Raw genomic sequence first — 19,211 nt, forward strand, 5'->3', positions numbered from 1 at the left:
GCTTCAAAAATTTTATATTTGCACCTCAATTAAAGGAACTTGAGTAAAACACAGATTACCCAAACCTATTTACAGACTTTGCAACTGCAAAATCTGCAGACGGCTATTGCCCAAACTGACCAAAATACACACTTAAAAGGTCTCGTTGGTTCATCATTGTCAATAGTAGTTTCCGAAGCATTTAAAACGGCTGAAAAACCTTTTCTGCTTGTCTTTGATGATAAAGAAGAAGCCGCATACTATCTCAACGATTTAGAGCAACTTATCAATGATAAGGATGTACTGTTCTATCCTGGGAGTTACAGAAGACCGTATCAAATTGAAGAAACCAACAATGCCAACGTGCTATTACGTGCCGAAGTTCTCAACCGAATCAATTCACGAAAAAAGCCTTGCATCATTGTTACATATCCTGATGCTTTATTCGAAAAAGTTGTCACTAAAAAAGAACTCGAAAAAAACACTCTTAAAATTTCCGTTGGGAATGAATTGAGTATCGATTTTGTGAACGAAGTCTTGTTTGAATACAAATTTAAACGTGTAGATTTTGTAACCGAACCTGGTGAGTTTTCTGTACGTGGAGGTATTATTGATGTGTTTTCATTTTCGCACGATGAACCTTACCGTATTGAATTTTTTGGTGATGAAGTGGATAGTATAAGAACTTTTGATGTTGAAACGCAGTTGTCCACGGAACGCATCAAAAAAGTCAGTATTATCCCAAACGTTGCCAATAAGCAAATTGCAGAGCAACGTGAAAGTTTTCTGAAATACATTTCTAACAAAACTGTTGTTTTTACCAAGAATTCATCATTGATATTTTCAAGAATTGATGAGTTTTTCAGTAAAGCAGAAGAGGCTTTTAAAAGTCTATCATCTGAAGTCAAACATGCATCGCCTGAAGAACTGTTTTGTAATTCAGAATTATTGAAGCGTCAGTTTTTGGATTATAATTTGGTTGAGTTTGGTACTTCGGCTTTTTTTACAAACGTTATTGCGAACGAAGTAAAGCAATCTGTCACTAACAAAGAGATTGCCACGTCACAAAAAAGTTCCCTGTCTGCCGACAGGCAGGCTCGCAATGACAGTATAATTCAATACAACACCAAACCACAACCAGCATTTAACAAGCAATTTAATTTGTTGATTGACGACCTCAATGAAAATCACAACAAGGGCATTACCAATTACATTGCGTGTGTTAGCGAGCAACAAGCTAAGCGATTTCACGATATTTTTGACGATGTTGAGGAAGATGTTCATTACAAAACCGTAGTTCTTTCGTTGTATCAAGGTTTTATTGATGAAGAACATAAAATTGCCGTTTATACCGATCATCAAATTTTTGATCGTTATCATAAATTCCACTTAAAAAATGGCTACGCCAAGAAGCAAGCTATTACCTTAAAGGAACTCACTAATCTTGAAATTGGCGATTATGTTACGCACATAGATCATGGTATTGGAAGATTTGGTGGTCTCCAAAAAATAGATGTTGAAGGCAAAAAACAAGAAGCCATAAAATTGGTTTATGGAGAGCGTGATGTACTGTATTTGAGTATTCATTCCTTACATAAAATCACCAAGTTTAATGGTAAGGATGGCAAGCCACCCAAAGTATATAAGCTAGGAAGTAAGGCCTGGAAAAACCTTAAACAAAAGACAAAATCTCGTGTTAAGGAAATTGCATTCAACCTTATTAAACTCTATGCTAAACGAAAGCTAAAAAAAGGCTTTCAATATGCGCCAGATAGTTATATGCAACATGAGCTTGAAGCCTCTTTTGTTTATGAAGATACACCAGATCAAATTACGTCTACTGCAGATATAAAAGCCGATATGGAAAGTGAGCGACCAATGGATCGTTTGGTCTGTGGTGATGTTGGCTTTGGTAAAACCGAAGTTGCTATAAGAGCAGCCTTTAAAGCTGTGGATAATGGAAAGCAAGTTGCGGTTTTGGTGCCCACGACCATTTTGGCTTATCAACACTACAGAACATTTACCGAGCGTTTAAAGGATTTTCCCGTGACGGTAGATTATGTCAATCGTTTTAGAACTGCTAAAGAAAAACGCGAAACTTTAGAAGGTCTCGAAAAAGGAAGTGTTGACATTGTCATTGGCACGCATCAACTCGCAAATAAAAATGTGAAGTTTAAAGATCTAGGACTTTTGATTGTTGATGAAGAACAAAAATTTGGTGTTGCCGTAAAGGAAAAACTCAAGACCATTAAAGAAAATGTGGATGTATTGACATTGACCGCTACTCCAATTCCGAGAACGCTACAATTTAGTTTAATGGCAGCGCGCGATTTATCTGTCATTACGACTCCACCTCCCAATCGCTATCCGATTGAGAGTCATGTTGTACGACTTAATGAAGAAACAATCAGAGATGCCATTAGCTATGAGATACAACGTGGTGGACAAGTGTTTTTTATTCATAACAGAATTGAGAACATAAAGGAAGTTGCAGGCATGATTCAGCGTTTGGTGCCAGATGCAAAGATTGGTATTGGTCATGGGCAACTCGATGGTAAAAAATTAGAACACCTAATGCTTGCCTTTATGAATGGTGAATTTGATGTGTTGGTGAGCACGACAATCGTTGAAAGCGGGTTAGATGTACCAAATGCCAATACCATTTTTATCAATAACGCCAATAATTTTGGACTCAGTGACTTGCATCAAATGCGAGGACGTGTTGGTCGTAGCAACAAAAAAGCCTTTTGTTATTTTATAACGCCAGAGTATTCTGCTATGACAAATGATGCTCGCAAACGCATTACAGCATTAGAACAATTTACCGAATTGGGTAGCGGATTCAATATTGCCATGAAAGATTTAGAAATTAGAGGAGCAGGAGATTTATTGGGCGGAGAACAAAGCGGTTTTATCAATGATATTGGTTTTGATACGTATCAAAAAATCCTAAATGAAGCCATTGAAGAATTAAAAGAATCTGAATTTGCAGACCTATACAAAGACGATGGTAAGCCAAAACAATACGTTAAGGATATTACCATAGATACTGATTTTGAACTGTTGTTCCCAGACGATTACGTTAACAATATTACTGAGCGACTAAATCTTTATACAAAACTCAACGATATTAAGTCTGAAGAAGATCTCGATAAATTTGAAAGCGATATTATTGACCGTTTTGGCGAATTGCCAACGCAAGTCGAGGATTTATTTGATAGTGTGCGATTGAAATGGATAGCCACAAAAATGGGTATTGAAAAACTGGTGATGAAAAAAGGGAAGATGACTGGGTATTTTATTCAAGATCAGCAAAGTAAATTCTATCAAAGTGATGCCTTTACCAAAGTACTTCAGTTTGTACAAATGAACGCAGGCACATGTAAGATGAAAGAGAAACAAACCCGAAATGGCCTGCGATTACTCATTACGTTTGAAAAAATAAAATCCACAAAGCAAGCATTGGATGCACTTTCTAAAATAAATGAATGATAAAAGTCATTTAAATCATTTACTGTGGCTTACCATAGCCACAATATTAATCAGTACTTCTGGTGCTTTGGGCAAATTCATAGATATGCCAACACCAGTGATTATTTGGTGGCGCTCTGCTTTAGCTGCAGTTTTTCTTTTCATTTTCTGTTTGTATAAAAAAATAAACTTAAAAATATATGGTGGTAAAGACCGTTGGACCTTCATTCTCGCTGCTGTTTTTATGGGAGCACATTGGATTACCTATTTCTATGCTTTAAAACTGTCTAATGTTGCTATTGGGATGTTATCGCTTTTTACATTTCCTGTAATTACGGCAATTTTAGAGCCATTATTTTCAAAAGTAAAATTCGACCCGATTCATATTCTTCTTGGGCTTTTTGTGCTTTTAGGCGTTTTTATTTTGGCACCTGAATTTGATTTAGAAAACACGCATTTGCAAGGAGTGTTTTTTGGTTTGTTATCAGCTGTATGCTATTCAATTCGCATATTAATTCTTAAAAAACATGTAAAGCAATATAATGGCACCATGCTTATGTTTTATCAAGTAGCATTGCTGAGCATAATTCTACTTCCCGCTTTATATTATATGGAAACCAGCAATATTAAAACCCAATATCCTTATGTCATTTTATTGGCATTGCTAACCACAGCAATCGGTCATACGTTATTTATAAATAGCCTTAAATATTTTAAAGCCAGTACAGCGAGTATCATTTCTAGTACGCAACCTGTCTTTGGGATTATAATTGCATTTTTTTTCTTGAATGAAATACCAACAATACATACATTTGTTGGAGGTGCTTTGATTTTAGCCACTGTAGTCATTGAAAGTATAAGGTCTAAAAACAAATAATGGCTTAATTATTGAAGAAAATAAGTAGACAAAACCCACTATTGAAATGAAAAAATTCACACTCTTACTTTTTATATTACCTTTTCTAGCATTTAGCCAAAGTGTAAAAGGCACATTTTCTCCTGCTGAAGATTTTTCTTTTGCCTATTTATATCAAGCCACACCAGAAGGTGCCAACTATGTCAATAGAGGGAAATTAGACAGTATCGGTAATTTTGAAATTCCTTTAGATTCTACTATCGCACCAGGTATTTACAAAATAGTTTATGCCATTCCGCCAGAAGAAAATAACTTCGATTTTATTTACGACGGCAAGGAAACTGTTGCGTTTAACTTTAGCTATGATAATGGCGTAGAGTTTACCAAATCAGAAGAAAACAAACTCTGGAATTCCTACCTAAACAGTATGGCTATGGTCAACCAAACCATTAGTAATTTCTATTCTAAAGGCAAGACGGACAAAGAAGGGTTTAACTCAATTTTCAAGGTTGTAAAGGACACTCAAATGGCATACGAGGAATCTGCAAATGGCAAACTTGTATCTGCTTTTATTACAGCAAACAGACCATATATCCCAAAGCAATATGAAGACATCTCTACCTATTCAAACAACCTGAAACAACATTTTTTGAGTCAGATAGATTTCAGTAACTATTTACTGCAAAGTTCTTCGTTCTTGGTAGATCGTGTTACTGGTTATGTCTTTAACCTGGTGGAAAATCCAAGTAACACTACGTATAAACAATTGGTTGATGATGTTGCCAATACCATTAGTGATGATAACTTGAAGATAAAAACCAGTCTTATTGAAATTTTATGGCAACGTTTTGTCGCTCTAGAAAACCATGAATTAGCTAACTATATCACTGATAATTACCTATTGGAATTGGCAAATAAATCTGAAAACAGAGTTTTAGCAGAAACCATTTCCTCTTATAAAAACACCTCCATTGGCACCAAAGCACCGAATTTTGAGATTGCTTCAACCCAAAATACCACATCTCTACACAATTTGGAAGGCTCAGACTACTACTTGCTTATTTTTTGGAGTAGTGGTTGTGGACATTGTCTAAATGAATTACCAAAGGTAAAAGAACTTGTCTCCAATAAACCATACTTAAAAGTTGTTGCTTTTGGGTTGGAAGACGAACCTACCAAGTGGACAGAAGAAATAAAAAAGTATCCAAACTTTACACATACTATTGGTTTAGGCAAGTGGGAAAACCCGATCGTTAAAACTTACGGTATTGCTGCAACACCAATGTACTTTTTATTAAGCAGCTCTAAGATTATTATCGCCAAACCTTATGCTTTTGAGGATTTAGAAATGGTGCTCAAAGACCTTTAGAAATACCCAAATTTAAATGATTATCTTTCATTGTTTTATACCTAATAGATGAAAGGGAAAGGTCGTATTATTATTCTAAATATATTGTCAATTTTAATACTAATTGCTGTATGTGTATTAATTTACCTGAGGACAAGTCCATCTAAATTTGATAGTAATTCAGAATCAAAACTAAAAAACTCAATTCAGACTTCTTTTATTAAACAAAAAGGAGCACATTTGATGGGTAGTCTAGATTCTACGAGGATACAAGTCCTAAGAAATACAAACTTCAACTATATTACTCTAGTTCCGTGGGGTTTTCAGGATAACTATAAAAGCACAAAGGTCACCCATCATAATTCCGATAGTACTAATATTGAAAACGGTAATTTAGAATTATTAAACCGTATAAAACTTATTAAATCTAAAGGTTATAAAGTATTTATAAAACCACACGTATGGATAGATAAAACTTTGAATGGAAAATGGCGATCAGATATTTTTCCGACAAACCAAAATAACTGGGAATTATGGAAAATCAGTTATCGTGATTTTATTTTCAGATATGCCAAGATAGCCGAATTGGGCCAAGCTGATATGTTTTGTATTGGTACAGAATTTTCAAGATTAGCCGTTGAAAAACCTCTATTTTGGAAAGAATTAATTAACGATCTTAGAAAGATTTTCTCAGGAAAACTTACCTATGCTGCGAATTGGAATCAATCCTATGAACACATTACTTTTTGGCAAGATTTAGATTTTATCGGTGTGCAGGCATATTTTCCGTTAACGGATAAACTTTTCCCTTCTACTGAAGAGTTAAATCTGGGATGGGAAAAAATCATTCCTAAATTAGACAACCTAAGTCGTAAAAATGAGAGAAAGGTAATATTTACTGAGATCGGTTATAAAAGTACTTCAGATGCTGGTATTGAGCCATGGAAATGGATTGAAAACGCTATTGAAGATGGTGTGGAATACTCGAGTAAAACTCAAGCCAATTGTTATGAATCTTTTCTTAATACTATTTGGAATGAAGATTGGTTTGCCGGTGCTCATATTTGGCAACTTAGAACAGATTATAAGATTGGTGATGAAATTGATGATTTAAACTTTAATATTCAAGGAAAATCAGCAGAGAAAATATTGCATTCTTTTTTTACTCAATAAGAAAAACGCCCAGTAAAGCAAGTGCTTTAACTGAGCGTTTTGAAACTAAATAACCAACCAAAATTTAGCTTCGAGTATTTTCCCTAGGGTTATCTACCTTAGGTGTTTTTTGTTTACGTTTCTTCAGCTTGTTTTCATCCTTGGTCACACGACCTTGCGTATCAGAACTTCTATAGTAAGCTATGTATCCTCTACCTTCAAACTCGTAAGCTGTTCCTGAGTCTACATGGTACAACTCTATTGTTCCATCATCTATAACGCTGAGTTCAAAGAATTCATTGTCAAAGAAATCATAATCTAACGTTAAAGTTTTTAGGTACATATTTCCTGATACATCTCCTACACCGTAAACTCCTGTATAATCCCAATAAATATTATTAGGGTTGTTCACATTGGCATCTTGAGAACTTCTAAATGTAGAGTCGTTTCCACCAGATAAAAACTGTAAGTAGTTTTCGTTGTCAAACTCATTTATAGCACCATACTCACTGGTATAAACTTTTTCCCAAGCCTCATACTCTTGCAAGAAATAATGAATGTTATCATAGAACACAAAATCATAATCGAAATTAGATTGCTGATAACCATCTAAAAAGTAAGACGTATCATTAAATGGGTTGTACAATTCTATAGTGTTGCTGTCTATTTGGTACACATCAAAACTGTTAAATCCATCAATAACATGGTCTATATCCAGTATCATGTCATAAGCATCATAGTTTCCTATCTGTACTCCATATCCTCCACCTTGGCTACCGATACCAACCAAATTATTATTGGCATACACACGACCGTTACTAAACGACATAGTGAATGCAATTTCCATAAACGGTGTTTCACCAAAACCTTGAGTAGCATTGATATCTACATACCACAAATCGTAAGATTGTAATAGCTGATTCAACGAAATTGTTGGGCCATTATCATTTATATGTACTTCCTCTGTGTAACAAGAGGTAAACAATGTTGCACTAAGCGCAAATCCTAAGAGTAATTTCAATGTCTTCATAATTCAACGGTTTTTAGGGTTATTATCTAATGCATTTCAAAACGTGTGCCAAGATTTTAGAAATTTGTCATCCTAAACTTGTTTCAGAATCTCAAACAAGCGCTAACGCCTTTATTTAAAGCGTGTAATTACATTAGCCATTCCATAAAAGATTCCTTATTTTTGAAAGACTTAAACGATATCATATCCTATGAGCGACACCAAAAAATATGCTGTCTTTGGAGCAGGAAGTTGGGCCACTGCTATTGTAAAAATGCTTTGCGAAAATCTAGATGAAGTCGGTTGGTATATGCGCAGTGTTTACACTAAAGAACATCTGTTGAAAGAGCAACATAATCCTAGCTATTTAAGTTCTGTTGAATTTCATACTGAACAACTGAAGCTAAGCAACGATATTAATGAAATTGCAGATTGGGCAGATGTGCTCATCTTTGTGATTCCTTCTGCTTTTATGCATTCTGAATTAGAAAAACTCACCACAGATATCGGTGAAAAAATAGTGGTTTCGGCAGTAAAAGGTATTATTCCTGAATCTGGACTATTAGTTGGTGAGCATTTCCACGATATTTACAAAATTCCGTTTGAGAACATTGCAGTTATTGCTGGTCCTTGCCATGCTGAAGAGGTTGCACTAGAGCGTTTGTCTTACCTTACTATTTCTTGTGCAGATCCTGTTACAGCGCAGGCCATTGCCAATAATTTAGCGAGTGATTATATTAAAACCAAAACCAGTGATGATATTATCGGTGTGGAATATGCTGTAATGCTAAAGAACATATATGCTATCGCTGCAGGAATAGCTCACGGCTTGGGTTATGGTGATAATTTTCAGAGTGTGTTGATGAGCAACGCCATAAGAGAAATGAAGCGTTTTATTAAAAAAATGCACAAGATGAAACGTAACATCAACAACTCGGCTTATTTAGGGGATTTATTGGTAACGGGCTATTCTGTGTTTTCGAGAAATAGAATGTTTGGGAATATGATTGGAAAAGGATACACGGTGAAATCTGCCCAAATGGAAATGAATATGGTTGCCGAAGGGTTCTATGCCGCAAAAAGTGCCTACTTATTGAATGAGAAGAATGCCAAAAAGACGAAACTCCCAATTATCAATGCAGTTTATGGGATTCTCTACGAAAACAAAAATCCTAAGAAGGTCTTTAAGAAATTGACCGAGAAATTGGATTAGATAAGTTAACTATGAATCATGATGTATTTTTAAAGGCCGCTATTGAAGAAGCAAAAATCGGATTGCAAGAAGGTGGTATACCTATAGGTTCTGTCATTGTTCATAATAATAAAATCATTGGTAGAGGTCACAATAAAAGAGTACAGGAAGGTAGTGTTGTATTACATGGAGAAATGGATGCCTTAGAGAACGCAGGCAGACAAAAAGCCTCTGTTTACAAAGAGTGTGTATTGTACACCACGCTGTCACCTTGTTCTATGTGCTCTGGCACCATTCTTTTATATGGAATTCCCAAAGTGATTATTGGAGAAAACAAAACATTTCTTGGTGAAGAGGATTTATTAAAATCTAGAGGTGTAGAAGTACATATTTTGAATAACAAAGAATGTATCGACATGATGAACACCTTTATAAATAATAAACCCGAATTATGGAACGAGGATATAGGTGAATAATTTTATTATTTCACCAAAACACCTTTCAACTGCATCAAAGGTAGATTCTGCAAAGCTTTTTCATTAATGGTATTTTTTCTAAAGAGGTAGGTTTTATCAAACATTTGGTTGCCTTTAAAGAAAGTCACTTTAAACGAATTATTGAGTTCTAAAACTTTCTCCTGTAAATACTCAATCTTAGCATAACTTCTAGCTGGTAATTTTGAAATCGTATGACGCATAGGAGGTGTCATTTTGCTCTCTGATTTACCTTGCGACACAATTAGAACTGTATCTAAATCCGCATCACTATTGTTAATGATATAGGCATTCCAATCTTGGGTTTTATATTCTAGGTGTTCTTCTTGCACTATGGCAACGTGAACATCTTTTACTTCTGGGATTTTTATGTCTTTTTTCATAGTCGTCTAAACCTGCCTATCGGCAGACAGGTCTTCCCAAAGGGAAGGCTTTTAATTGTTAATTATAATTTAAAAGCAAAAGTATAAAAAGCAAAATCCTTAAATTAGAAACGCATCATCAAAAACCATAAATCATGAAACTAAAATTCCTTTTTGCAACACTTCTCTTTTGCTGTTTAAGCTTTGGGCAAACCAACGAAAAAATCACGACGATTGAAACCGTAGAAATTTTAAATGGTAATACAGAAGAGGCCATTTACTACTTTCAAAACAACTGGAAACAACTAAGAATAAAAGCTATTGAAAAGGGTTATATTCATTCGTTTCAATTTCTTAAAACCACATACAGCGATGAAACACCGTTTCATATAGTGTTAATCACCACGTATTCCGATAAAGCACAATATGATAAAAGAGAAGCTCACTTTTCTGAACTCATTAAAGAAAAAGGTGCTTTAAAACTATTAAACGAAAAAGAACCTTCTGAATTTAGGAAGTCTGTTTTTAGTGTTGAAGGTGCTGAGCATTTGGAATAAAACCCATCCCTAGCCCTTCCGAGGAAGGGAACTTTTACAATTAAAAATTTACACCACAACTTCAAGTTTTACAATTTCCCCTCTTGAGAGGGGATTAAGGGGTGAGTTTTGATTTTGAAATATTTTTAAGCTTTTTTAATCCTAAAATGAATAATAAGAATTTGAATTAGACCAATTGCCCAATAAACAGGGAACCTAAAATAGGTGTAGAGTAAATTAAAAGCATCATCTCCTGGACTTGAGTTCAATTTTATTTCAATAAACATAGAAACTAAAGGAAATACGAGACCAAATAAAACAAATAAGAGAGCAGTTGGTAAGCAACTATTAAAAACTTGAAATTTATTCCAGAAAATATAATTCGTAATTATTAAAATGAAAACTAAGATTAAGTCAAAATATCCAAAATAAATATTGAAGAATTCCATTTTAAAGCGCACTCTTAAACTGCTCTAAAAACCGAACATCATTTTCGCTCAACAAACGAATATCACTGATTTGGTTCAATAACATCGCTATACGATCGATACCCATACCAAAAGCAAAACCAGAGTATTCTTTTGAGTCAATACCACAATTCTCTAGAACATTAGGATCTACCATTCCGCAGCCCATAATCTCTAACCAACCTGTTCCTTTCGTGATTTTGTAATCGGTTTCGGTTTCAAGTCCCCAATATACATCCACCTCAGCACTTGGCTCAGTAAATGGAAAGTAGGATGGACGCAATCTAATCTTAGATTTCCCGAACATCTCAGTAGTAAAGTATTGTAACGTTTGCTTTAAATCCGCGAAGCTTACATCTTTATCAATATAAAGACCTTCCACTTGATGAAAAAAGCAATGCGAACGTGCAGAAATTGCCTCATTTCTATACACACGACCTGGTGAAATGGTACGGATTGGAGGTTTGTTGTTTTCCATATAGCGCACTTGAACAGAACTGGTATGCGTACGCAATAAAATATCTGGATCAGTCTGAATAAAGAAAGTATCCTGCATATCACGAGCGGGATGGTATTCTGGTAAATTCAATGCCGTGAAATTATGCCAATCGTCTTCAATTTCTGGACCTTCACTCACGTTAAAACCAATCCGCGAAAAAATATCTATGATTTGATTTTTTACTATAGATATTGGATGACGAGCACCAATAGCAATCGGTTCGCCTGGTCTAGACAAGTCGCCATAGATGCCTTTATCCTCTTCTTTGCTTTCAAGCTCTTCCTTTAAAGCGTTGACTTTATCTTCAGCAGTTTTCTTAAGCTGGTTGATCGTTTGCCCGAACTCTTTCTTCTGCTCGTTTGCCACATTCTTAAATTCAGCAAAATATTGCTTCAATAATCCTTTTGAGCCCAAATATTTGATACGAAACTGTTCAACCTCATCCTTAGATTGGGCTGTAAATGCTTCGGCTTCTGCAATGAGTTCTTTTAGCTTGTCTATCATTTTATGCTGAATTTATTCAGTACCTTTCTTTTTCAGACGGCAAATTTAAGTTTTTTTTGTTAGTATTGGTAGCTCAGCGCAGTCTAAGCTAATCGATATATTCGGTTTCTACAAAATAGTTCACAATCGCTTCTTTCATTAATACACTTTGCTCACCAGCCTTTAAAAAGGGTAATTGCTCTTTTACTTTATAATGTGGCCAACCTTCATCATCTACATAATCGAATTCGTAAAACCCATAAGGCTCTAAAAGCTTACAAATAGCGATGTGCATTAAGTCTAACTTATGATCTTTTTTATAGTCTCGATGAATCTGCCCAAGCTCTTGTACGCCTATTAAATAGATAATTGAATCTAAATCTAAGGTATCACCATCCGCAAACTGGTTAGAAAGCTTTTCTACCACTAAGTCCCATCGTTCTTTAAGTTGTTCGTCCCTTGCCATTACCTATTTAAAGTTCTAAAATTCAAGGTTCAAAGTTAATAAACTAAAACCTGATGATTTACGTTAATACTATAAATTGGCGAAATTTCGTGTACTTTTGCCTAAACCGCTACTAACTATGAGTATTATTGATATTATCCTAGCTGCCCTTCTCCTTTTTGGGTTTATAAGAGGGCTCTTTAAAGGCCTTTTTGTTGAAATTGCTTCGTTATTGGCATTAGTACTCGGCATTTATGGTGCTATTCACTTCAGTTATTTTGCTGCCGACTTATTAGACTCTAAGGTCGATTGGAATGAAAAAACCATCAATATTGTAGCATTTGCAATCACTTTTGTCATTATTGTTTTAGCCATCAGTTTGGCAGGAAAGGCTTTAACAAAACTTGCGGATTTTGCCGCCTTGGGTATATTAAACAAGCTCTTAGGAGGTGTTTTTGGAGCTCTTAAAATCGGTTTGATTCTTAGTGTATTATTGATTGTATTCGACAAACTAAATAACACATTACCTTTTATGGAAGAAGAGGATCTGGAGGAAAGTGTTCTCTACGAACCTGTTAAATCTCTGGCACCAATGTTATTTCCAAATATTATAAAAAGTGAATTAGAAGAGGAAGAAACCACAGAAAGTGACGCATAAAAAAAGCCACTCGTTTGAATGGCTTTTTAGTTAATTTATGTTGAGAATCTTAGTTTTCCCTCAGATTAACAATTTATATCATTTCTACTTTACCTGTCTGTAAACTATAAACTGCACCAACAATAGCAATCTCACCTTTATCTTCCATTTCCTTTAATATTGGACTTTTTTCACGGATTCTATCTATAGTCAGTTTTACGTTGTTTTCTACAGTTTTGGCTACAAATTCTGCATTAGAAGAGTTTGCTTCTCCTTCAACTTCATCAGCAGATTTTTTAACTGCTGGCGCTATGTTGCTTAGAAGGTGTGTGATATTTCCTAGCTCTACACCATCACAAGCTGCTTTTACCGCACCACAAGCTTCATGACCCAATACCAAGACCAATTTACTTCCAGCGACTTTACAAGAATACTCTAAACTTCCTAAAATATCCGTGTTCTCAAAGTTACCTGCAACCCTTGCAACAAAAATATCACCAATGGCTTGGTCCAATACGGTTTCTACTGGCACGCGCGAATCGATACAAGATAAAACCACTGCTTTTGGGAATTGCCCACCAGTAGTTTGTTGTACTAATGCAGCATTATCTGCACCTTCAAGATTACCATTTACAAAACGCTCGTTACCATTAAGTAAATCTTTTAATACACTATTTGGGGTTAATCTACTTTGTACGTCTTTAGTTATTGCTGTATTTTTCATTTTTATTTTTTGTTTTAATTTTATAATTAATATTTGTCTTCTACATTTTCTTTTACCCAAGCTATGCACTTCTTAAAGCTTTTAAAGATGTGTTCGTTTGGTATAAAGTCTGGTATAATACCAATCCGTTCCATCATGTACCTTGGCTGTTCCAATAATCCCACAAATAAAACCTGAATATTTTTCTGTTTCAGATCTTGTAGCATGTCTTCCATAGCATACAATCCAGACTGATCCATATATTGCATTCGGTCTAATCGCATAATAACAGTTTTGGCCGTAATAGGAATTTGTAATGCCAAGGCCTGAAAATCACTTGTGGAACCAAAGAACAATGGTCCTTTAATGTGTTTAACAAACACCTCTTCCTTTAAGCTCGAAGGAAAACCGGTTTCATCTTGCCATGCTTCTTCTTTTAAAGATTTTACATCTGAGCGTTCTGCTGTTAAATCTCCTATTTTTTTCATGAACATTAATGAAGCAATGACCAACCCTATACCAACGGCATATACTAAGTTCCAAACTGTTGATAGCACTAATACAACTAGCATAATTAAAACTTCAGAACTGAGTTTAAAAGGGCCTAATTTAATATCTTTTGGCAACGAAGGTATAGCTCTAAGACCTTTATAATCCATAACACCAATACCTACTGTAATTAAAATACCAGCTAACACTGCTGCCGGAATTTTTGAAGCTACAGGTCCGAGGGCTAATAATATAACCAGTAATAAAATACCTGCAATCATACCTGACAGCCTGGTTTTACCACCAGAATTTATATTTACAACCGTACGAATCGTAGCTCCAGCACCTGGTATTCCTCCAAATATTGCACCTATACTATTACCAATACCCTGACCAACTAATTCTTTGTTGGGTTCGTGTTTAGTTTTAGTCATATTATCTGCAACAACACTTGTTAATAAAGAATCTATTGCTCCTAACAATGCTAAAGTTAGAGCCGTAAAAATGTAAGGTGTAATCGATCCCAAGCTAAAATTTGTGAAAATCTCCAGATTAGGGACCGGTAATCCTGTTGGGATTTCCTCAATTGGTCTATAGTCCATCCCAAAACCATACGCTATGCCAGAAACTACGATCAACGCCACTAAAGCACTCGGTACTTTGGTAGTTATGCGCTTAAAGCCATATACAATAAATATAGTGGCTAAGGCCAATATAAGCTCTAACCAGTTTATATTTTTTAAAGCTCTAGGTAGTACTTTAAATGTTCCTAAAACTCCAGAACTTGCAGATTTTGCCAATGTCTGCGACTCTTTAGCTATATCATCTTGAGTTGTCAGTTGGGCACGCTTAATCGTCTCTTCAAAATCCTCTAATACAAGAATACCTTCACCAGCTTCTTCTTTTAGGATGTTTTCTAAAATGATTTCCTCTGCTTGTGGTTTAAATTGAGTGACCAAATCAACATCTTCCTTAGGATAATATCCTACTGCCGGCAGAATTTGAGTCACCAATATTATCACACCAATAGCGGTCATAAAACCTGAAACCACAGGATAAGGAATATACCTAATATATTTTCCCAACCCAATGGCACCAAGGCCAATTTGCATTAATCCGGCAAGCAAAAACACGGTCAAAATTGCTGGCAATGCTTTATTGACATCGCCATCATTTGCCGCAACAATACCTGCAATGACTACCATACTAACGGCTGTCATTGGTGCAGTAGGGCCAGATATCTGTGTGTTGGTTCCCCCGAAAAGTGCCGCGAAGAAACTTATAAAAATAGCTCCATATAATCCTGCGCTAGGGCCTAAGCCAGAGGATACTCCAAAGGCCAATGCTAGTGGTAATGCTACAATTCCTGCTGTAATCCCACCAAATGCATCTCCTTTGATGTTGCTAAATAAGTTCTTCATATATTGATTTTAACTTTTCTAAGTTAACTTAAATTTTAAATAATGTGAAATTATGATCCCACATTCTTTTAGAAAAGATTTCTAGCTTTCTAGGTCACCAACAAAGAAACGTTCACCTTATTGATAGCCTTTTTTGTAAGGCTTCCTTTGTAATTACGATCCAAACACAATAAGTTTATATTGCTTTTGGAGACATAATCCGAAATCGTTTCAATTGTTCTTGAACCATCGTTGAACACGTACTCAACAATTTTTCTGTTTTGGTACAAATCCGAAGCTTTCTCACTTTCAGCAAGTCCCTCTATTTTGAATTTCTTCAATGGTTCTTTTGTGTTATTGATAAGGTTTTCTGTCAAACTAGTATTTAAGGATTTTCCAAAGTCATTCAATATACCCATTGACAGCATTTTGTTTGACGCTAACAAATCATCGTTTGACGTTATCAAAACCGGACCTTCAAATTTTTTGAGAACAAAATCCGCTAAGTTGTCACCAACGATACGAATTGCGCTTGGTTTTCTTTTTCCCAAAACTATAATATCAGGAGAGCTTTCTTTGATATAGCTTTCTATTTCACCTTTAACATTACCGATGGCATATTTATAACTCAACTTAATATCATAATCCTTAGCAATTGGTTCCAATAGATTTTTTAACTGATTATGTGTATTTAGGGATTGTTCATTAATATCCCTTACTGCGGAAAGTTGACTTTCTCTTTTAACAATCTCAGTTGGCTTTTTTACGTGAAAAAGTTCAATGTCGCCATTTATCATTTTGGCTAATCCGACGGTATTCTTTATTAACGAAACCGTAGTACTTTTTAAATCTGAAAGCACTACTATTTTATATTTTTTATTTTCCATGATTTAACTTGCTTTAGGTCTTAGTCTAAAAAATTCAATAAAGCTATCTGGGTTTTCCACCACTCCTCTTTCGGAAATTAGCTTTATGTCAATGTTTCGCTCCTTAGCTTTAAAGGCAAAATCATCGAGGATCTCTATAATGTCATTATCCAGATATCTTGTATCTCTTACATCTAATTCTAAGTAAGTGTCTCTTGGTAAACTGTCTAGTTCTTTGAGAATCGCTCCTTTGTTAAAGAAAGTTACTTCTTCTGCTAAAGTCATTTTAATTTTGTGCTTTCCGTTGCTCTTATCTTCAATATGAAGGAAGTGCGAATTCTGGTAACTCTTAATTAAAATAACAACAATACCAACAGCTAGTCCCATACCAATTCCCGTTAATAAATCCGTGAACACTATTCCTGCCACAGTAACTGTAAATGGAATGAATTGTTTCCAGCCAAGTTCATACATCTGCTTAAATAATTTTGGCTTTGCCAATTTATAGCCTACAATGAATAGAACTGCAGCTAATACTGAAAGTGGAATATAATTGAGTATATGAGGAATGGTCATTACTGAAATCAACAGTAAAAATCCATGAATAATAGCACTTGCTTTTGAGCGTCCACCCGATTGAATATTAGCAGAACTACGAACAATTACCTGCGTAATTGGTAAACCTCCTATTAATCCAGATACAATATTACCTGTACCTTGCGCTAACAATTCACGGTTGGTGGGTGTTACTCTTTTTTGAGGGTCTAACTTATCGGTTGCTTCCACACATAATAAGGTTTCAAGAGATGCCACCAAAGCAATGGTAAATCCTGCAACTATAACATCTGTCCTTGTTATGACACTAAAATTTGGAAAAGCAAGTTGTGCCTTTAAGTCAGAAAAACTCTCTGGTACTGGCACAGACACCAAGTTGTCTCCACTCAATCCTAAACTTGAATCTCTTGTAAGCAGGAAATATACAATACCAGCTACAACTGCTACCAAAGGTCCTTGTACAAGTTGAAAGAACTTCCCCTTATTGCTCAACACATTACTCCACAGCAATAATATTGCCATTGCAATGAGTGCTATTATCGTAGCTCCGTTATCAAAGTTTCCACTAAATAAGGCGTTCAGGCTATTCAATAACTCAGTAAGGGCATTTTTTCCTTCTAACTTTAAAAACGCAAAGTTTCCTTCGGCGTTTTTATCAATCCCAAAGAAATACGGAATCTGTTTAAGAATAATTATGATTCCGATTCCCGTAAGCATTCCTTTAATTACAGAAGACGGGAAGTAATAAGCAATAATACCAAATCGCAAAACTCCAAAAAGTATCTGTATTACGCCACCCAATACTACAGCAACTAGGAAATTTTCCCAACCACCAAGGGCAGTAATTGCCGTTAATACAATAGCTGCCAAACCAGCAGCAGGACCACTAACGCCAATTTGCGATCCACTTAAGAATCCGACTATGATACCACCAACAATTCCGGCAATTAATCCTGAAAATAACGGCGCACCACTGGCCAATGCAATACCCAAACATAAAGGTAGTGCAACAAAGAATACGACAATACTCGCTGGTATGTCATTTTTTAATGTTTTAAACATATATAAATTCATTTTTTGCCAATGAGATACTTCTCAAAAGCTAATTTTTAACATTTAATTAGTTAGTTAAGAACAGTAGGACTGTCCTAAAACGATAAAATTTATAAAATGAATTCTGGAGGTGGAGAAATTAAGTTTAGGTGCGGCTTAGCGTATTTTTTGTAGGTATAGCCATCTATTTTAGACTGGTTTTCATTTAAAATTAATCCTTCATTATCTGGAGAAATATCCTCTACTACAATTTTGAGCTTTTCGCTTTCTTCTTCTTCGGTTATGCTATAAAAAATTGAGACATCTGTTGAATCGTCTATCGACAGAATAACAGTTGGTGCTGATATCAACGCCATAAAGATAATGGTGAAGAATATTGATGTCCTGTATCTTAACTTTTCAAACATAGAAGCGCAAATATAATAATTGAAAATTATAGGTTTGTTAAATAATATTTAAAAAGTCTTTAACAGTTTGATGTCCTCTTCTGGAATCCAGCCCACGGAATTATCTGAGAGTTGAATTTTGCGCCAATCTTCATAGGCTTCCAAAACTTGTACCTTAGTGCCTTCATGCAATCTAAACACTTCTTCTGAGCTTTTATTAGCCTCGGCTTTTACTCTACTTTCTTGAGCGAATACAATTGCTGGATTATCTTTTTTATCTAAACTTTGCTTTTGAAATGCCATGCCAATAGAAAAGCAAGCCAACAGTAGCCCTAAAATACTTATCACAAAGGCTATGCGCTTCTTTGAAGTTGTATAAGAAAAGTGATACATTAAGAATAGTAAGACAAACAGTAACACTCCTGTTATTGCCACTTTTGCCCATGTATCTGCCTTGAGTGTATTGACCACATTATTTATAATTCTAGAAAAGCCAACTTGCGGCACTTTATCTATGGCATCAACTGTCATTTTCTTGGCATAAGCCAAGTTATTTACTATGTCCTCATCATTTGGATTGAGCAACAATGCTTTTTCAAAGTAATAGACACTTGGCGCAATGTTATTTAACTTATAATTTGCATTGCCCAAGTTGTAATATAGCTCAGCAGAATGTTGTCCTGTATCTAAAATGGCCTCATATTTATCAATGGCTTCAGCATATTTACCTTGGTTATATAAAGCATTTGCATCTTCAAAACGTTGATTATTTTGAGACAATCCAAACCAACTCAAAAAACAAACCAAAAGACATAAAATTGCTCTCATA

At 35.2% G+C, this 19,211-nt stretch carries 18 protein-coding genes; 8 read left to right on the top strand and 10 right to left on the bottom strand.

Annotated features, from left to right (window positions below; genetic code table 11):
- The first annotated feature begins 39 nt into the window (after window positions 1–39).
- The 4 genes from mfd (at window position 40) to SIB89_RS08325 (ending at window position 6,827) form a co-directional block, all read left to right on the top strand.
- Window positions 40–3,471 (top strand): transcription-repair coupling factor, encoded by a 3,432-nt coding sequence (mfd, locus tag SIB89_RS08310; RefSeq protein ID WP_412559421.1) that lies wholly within the window; start codon window positions 40–42, stop codon window positions 3,469–3,471.
- Window positions 3,464–4,327, top strand: coding sequence for a DMT family transporter (locus SIB89_RS08315; protein WP_412559422.1), 864 nt, complete (start codon window positions 3,464–3,466; stop codon window positions 4,325–4,327). Before mfd ends, SIB89_RS08315 begins: the two co-directional genes overlap by 8 nt.
- Window positions 4,328–4,373: 46 nt before the next feature.
- Window positions 4,374–5,675: a TlpA family protein disulfide reductase gene (locus tag SIB89_RS08320; RefSeq protein WP_412559423.1), complete on the top strand. Its 1,302-nt coding sequence runs from the start codon at window positions 4,374–4,376 to the stop codon at window positions 5,673–5,675.
- A gap of 222 nt (window positions 5,676–5,897) precedes the next feature.
- Complete coding sequence (locus tag SIB89_RS08325; RefSeq protein WP_412559424.1) at window positions 5,898–6,827, top strand: glycoside hydrolase family 113; 930 nt, start codon at window positions 5,898–5,900, stop codon at window positions 6,825–6,827.
- Between the two features lie 64 nt (window positions 6,828–6,891).
- On the opposite strand, the gene SIB89_RS08330 is transcribed toward SIB89_RS08325, so the two are convergent.
- Complete coding sequence (locus tag SIB89_RS08330) at window positions 6,892–7,836, bottom strand: nicotinic acid mononucleotide adenyltransferase (RefSeq protein WP_412559425.1); 945 nt, start codon at window positions 7,834–7,836, stop codon at window positions 6,892–6,894.
- A gap of 190 nt (window positions 7,837–8,026) precedes the next feature.
- Here SIB89_RS08330 and SIB89_RS08335 point away from each other — a divergent pair, with 190 nt between their 5' ends.
- Window positions 8,027–9,028, top strand: a complete 1,002-nt coding sequence (locus SIB89_RS08335; protein ID WP_155088916.1) for an NAD(P)H-dependent glycerol-3-phosphate dehydrogenase — start codon at window positions 8,027–8,029, stop codon at window positions 9,026–9,028.
- A gap of 11 nt (window positions 9,029–9,039) precedes the next feature.
- The gene (locus SIB89_RS08340) at window positions 9,040–9,483 is read left to right on the top strand and encodes a nucleoside deaminase (protein WP_412559426.1); all 444 of its coding nucleotides are present in this window, start codon (window positions 9,040–9,042) and stop codon (window positions 9,481–9,483) included.
- Between the two features lie 5 nt (window positions 9,484–9,488).
- Here SIB89_RS08340 and SIB89_RS08345 read toward each other — a convergent pair whose 3' ends face one another.
- Window positions 9,489–9,884, bottom strand: a complete 396-nt coding sequence (locus tag SIB89_RS08345) for a hypothetical protein (protein WP_273289256.1) — start codon at window positions 9,882–9,884, stop codon at window positions 9,489–9,491.
- A gap of 134 nt (window positions 9,885–10,018) precedes the next feature.
- Between SIB89_RS08345 and SIB89_RS08350 the strand changes: the two genes are divergently transcribed.
- Complete coding sequence (locus tag SIB89_RS08350) at window positions 10,019–10,420, top strand: hypothetical protein (protein WP_412559427.1); 402 nt, start codon at window positions 10,019–10,021, stop codon at window positions 10,418–10,420.
- 429 nt (window positions 10,421–10,849) lie between these two features.
- On the opposite strand, the gene pheS is transcribed toward SIB89_RS08350, so the two are convergent.
- Together pheS and SIB89_RS08360 are read right to left on the bottom strand one after the other, a co-directional pair.
- Complete coding sequence (pheS, locus tag SIB89_RS08355) at window positions 10,850–11,869, bottom strand: phenylalanine--tRNA ligase subunit alpha (protein WP_412559428.1); 1,020 nt, start codon at window positions 11,867–11,869, stop codon at window positions 10,850–10,852.
- A gap of 88 nt (window positions 11,870–11,957) precedes the next feature.
- Window positions 11,958–12,314 (bottom strand): hypothetical protein, encoded by a 357-nt coding sequence (locus SIB89_RS08360; protein WP_155088926.1) that lies wholly within the window; start codon window positions 12,312–12,314, stop codon window positions 11,958–11,960.
- A gap of 118 nt (window positions 12,315–12,432) precedes the next feature.
- On the opposite strand from SIB89_RS08360, the gene SIB89_RS08365 reads away from it, so the two are divergent.
- Window positions 12,433–12,951, top strand: coding sequence for a CvpA family protein (locus SIB89_RS08365; protein ID WP_412559429.1), 519 nt, complete (start codon window positions 12,433–12,435; stop codon window positions 12,949–12,951).
- Window positions 12,952–13,024: 73 nt separating this feature from the next.
- Here the strand turns inward: SIB89_RS08365 and SIB89_RS08370 are convergent, their stop codons facing one another.
- The 6 genes from SIB89_RS08370 to SIB89_RS08395 all read right to left on the bottom strand — a co-directional run bounded on the left by SIB89_RS08370 (window position 13,025) and on the right by SIB89_RS08395 (window position 19,210).
- Window positions 13,025–13,654, bottom strand: coding sequence for a carbonic anhydrase family protein (locus SIB89_RS08370; protein WP_412559430.1), 630 nt, complete (start codon window positions 13,652–13,654; stop codon window positions 13,025–13,027).
- A gap of 26 nt (window positions 13,655–13,680) precedes the next feature.
- A complete protein-coding gene (locus tag SIB89_RS08375; protein WP_412559431.1) occupies window positions 13,681–15,543 on the bottom strand; it encodes a SulP family inorganic anion transporter in 1,863 nt (620 codons plus the stop codon).
- A gap of 89 nt (window positions 15,544–15,632) precedes the next feature.
- Window positions 15,633–16,409 (bottom strand): universal stress protein, encoded by a 777-nt coding sequence (locus SIB89_RS08380; protein WP_155088933.1) that lies wholly within the window; start codon window positions 16,407–16,409, stop codon window positions 15,633–15,635.
- Between the two features lie 3 nt (window positions 16,410–16,412).
- Window positions 16,413–18,005: a SulP family inorganic anion transporter gene (locus tag SIB89_RS08385; RefSeq protein WP_412559432.1), complete on the bottom strand. Its 1,593-nt coding sequence runs from the start codon at window positions 18,003–18,005 to the stop codon at window positions 16,413–16,415.
- Between the two features lie 101 nt (window positions 18,006–18,106).
- Window positions 18,107–18,352, bottom strand: a complete 246-nt coding sequence (locus SIB89_RS08390; RefSeq protein WP_412559433.1) for a hypothetical protein — start codon at window positions 18,350–18,352, stop codon at window positions 18,107–18,109.
- Window positions 18,353–18,451: 99 nt separating this feature from the next.
- Window positions 18,452–19,210, bottom strand: coding sequence for a tetratricopeptide repeat protein (locus SIB89_RS08395; RefSeq protein ID WP_412559434.1), 759 nt, complete (start codon window positions 19,208–19,210; stop codon window positions 18,452–18,454).
- Between the last annotated feature and the right edge of the window lies 1 nt (window position 19,211).

The organism is Winogradskyella sp. MIT101101 (assembly GCF_047126865.1).
In the GTDB taxonomy this organism is placed as follows: domain Bacteria; phylum Bacteroidota; class Bacteroidia; order Flavobacteriales; family Flavobacteriaceae; genus Winogradskyella; species Winogradskyella ouciana.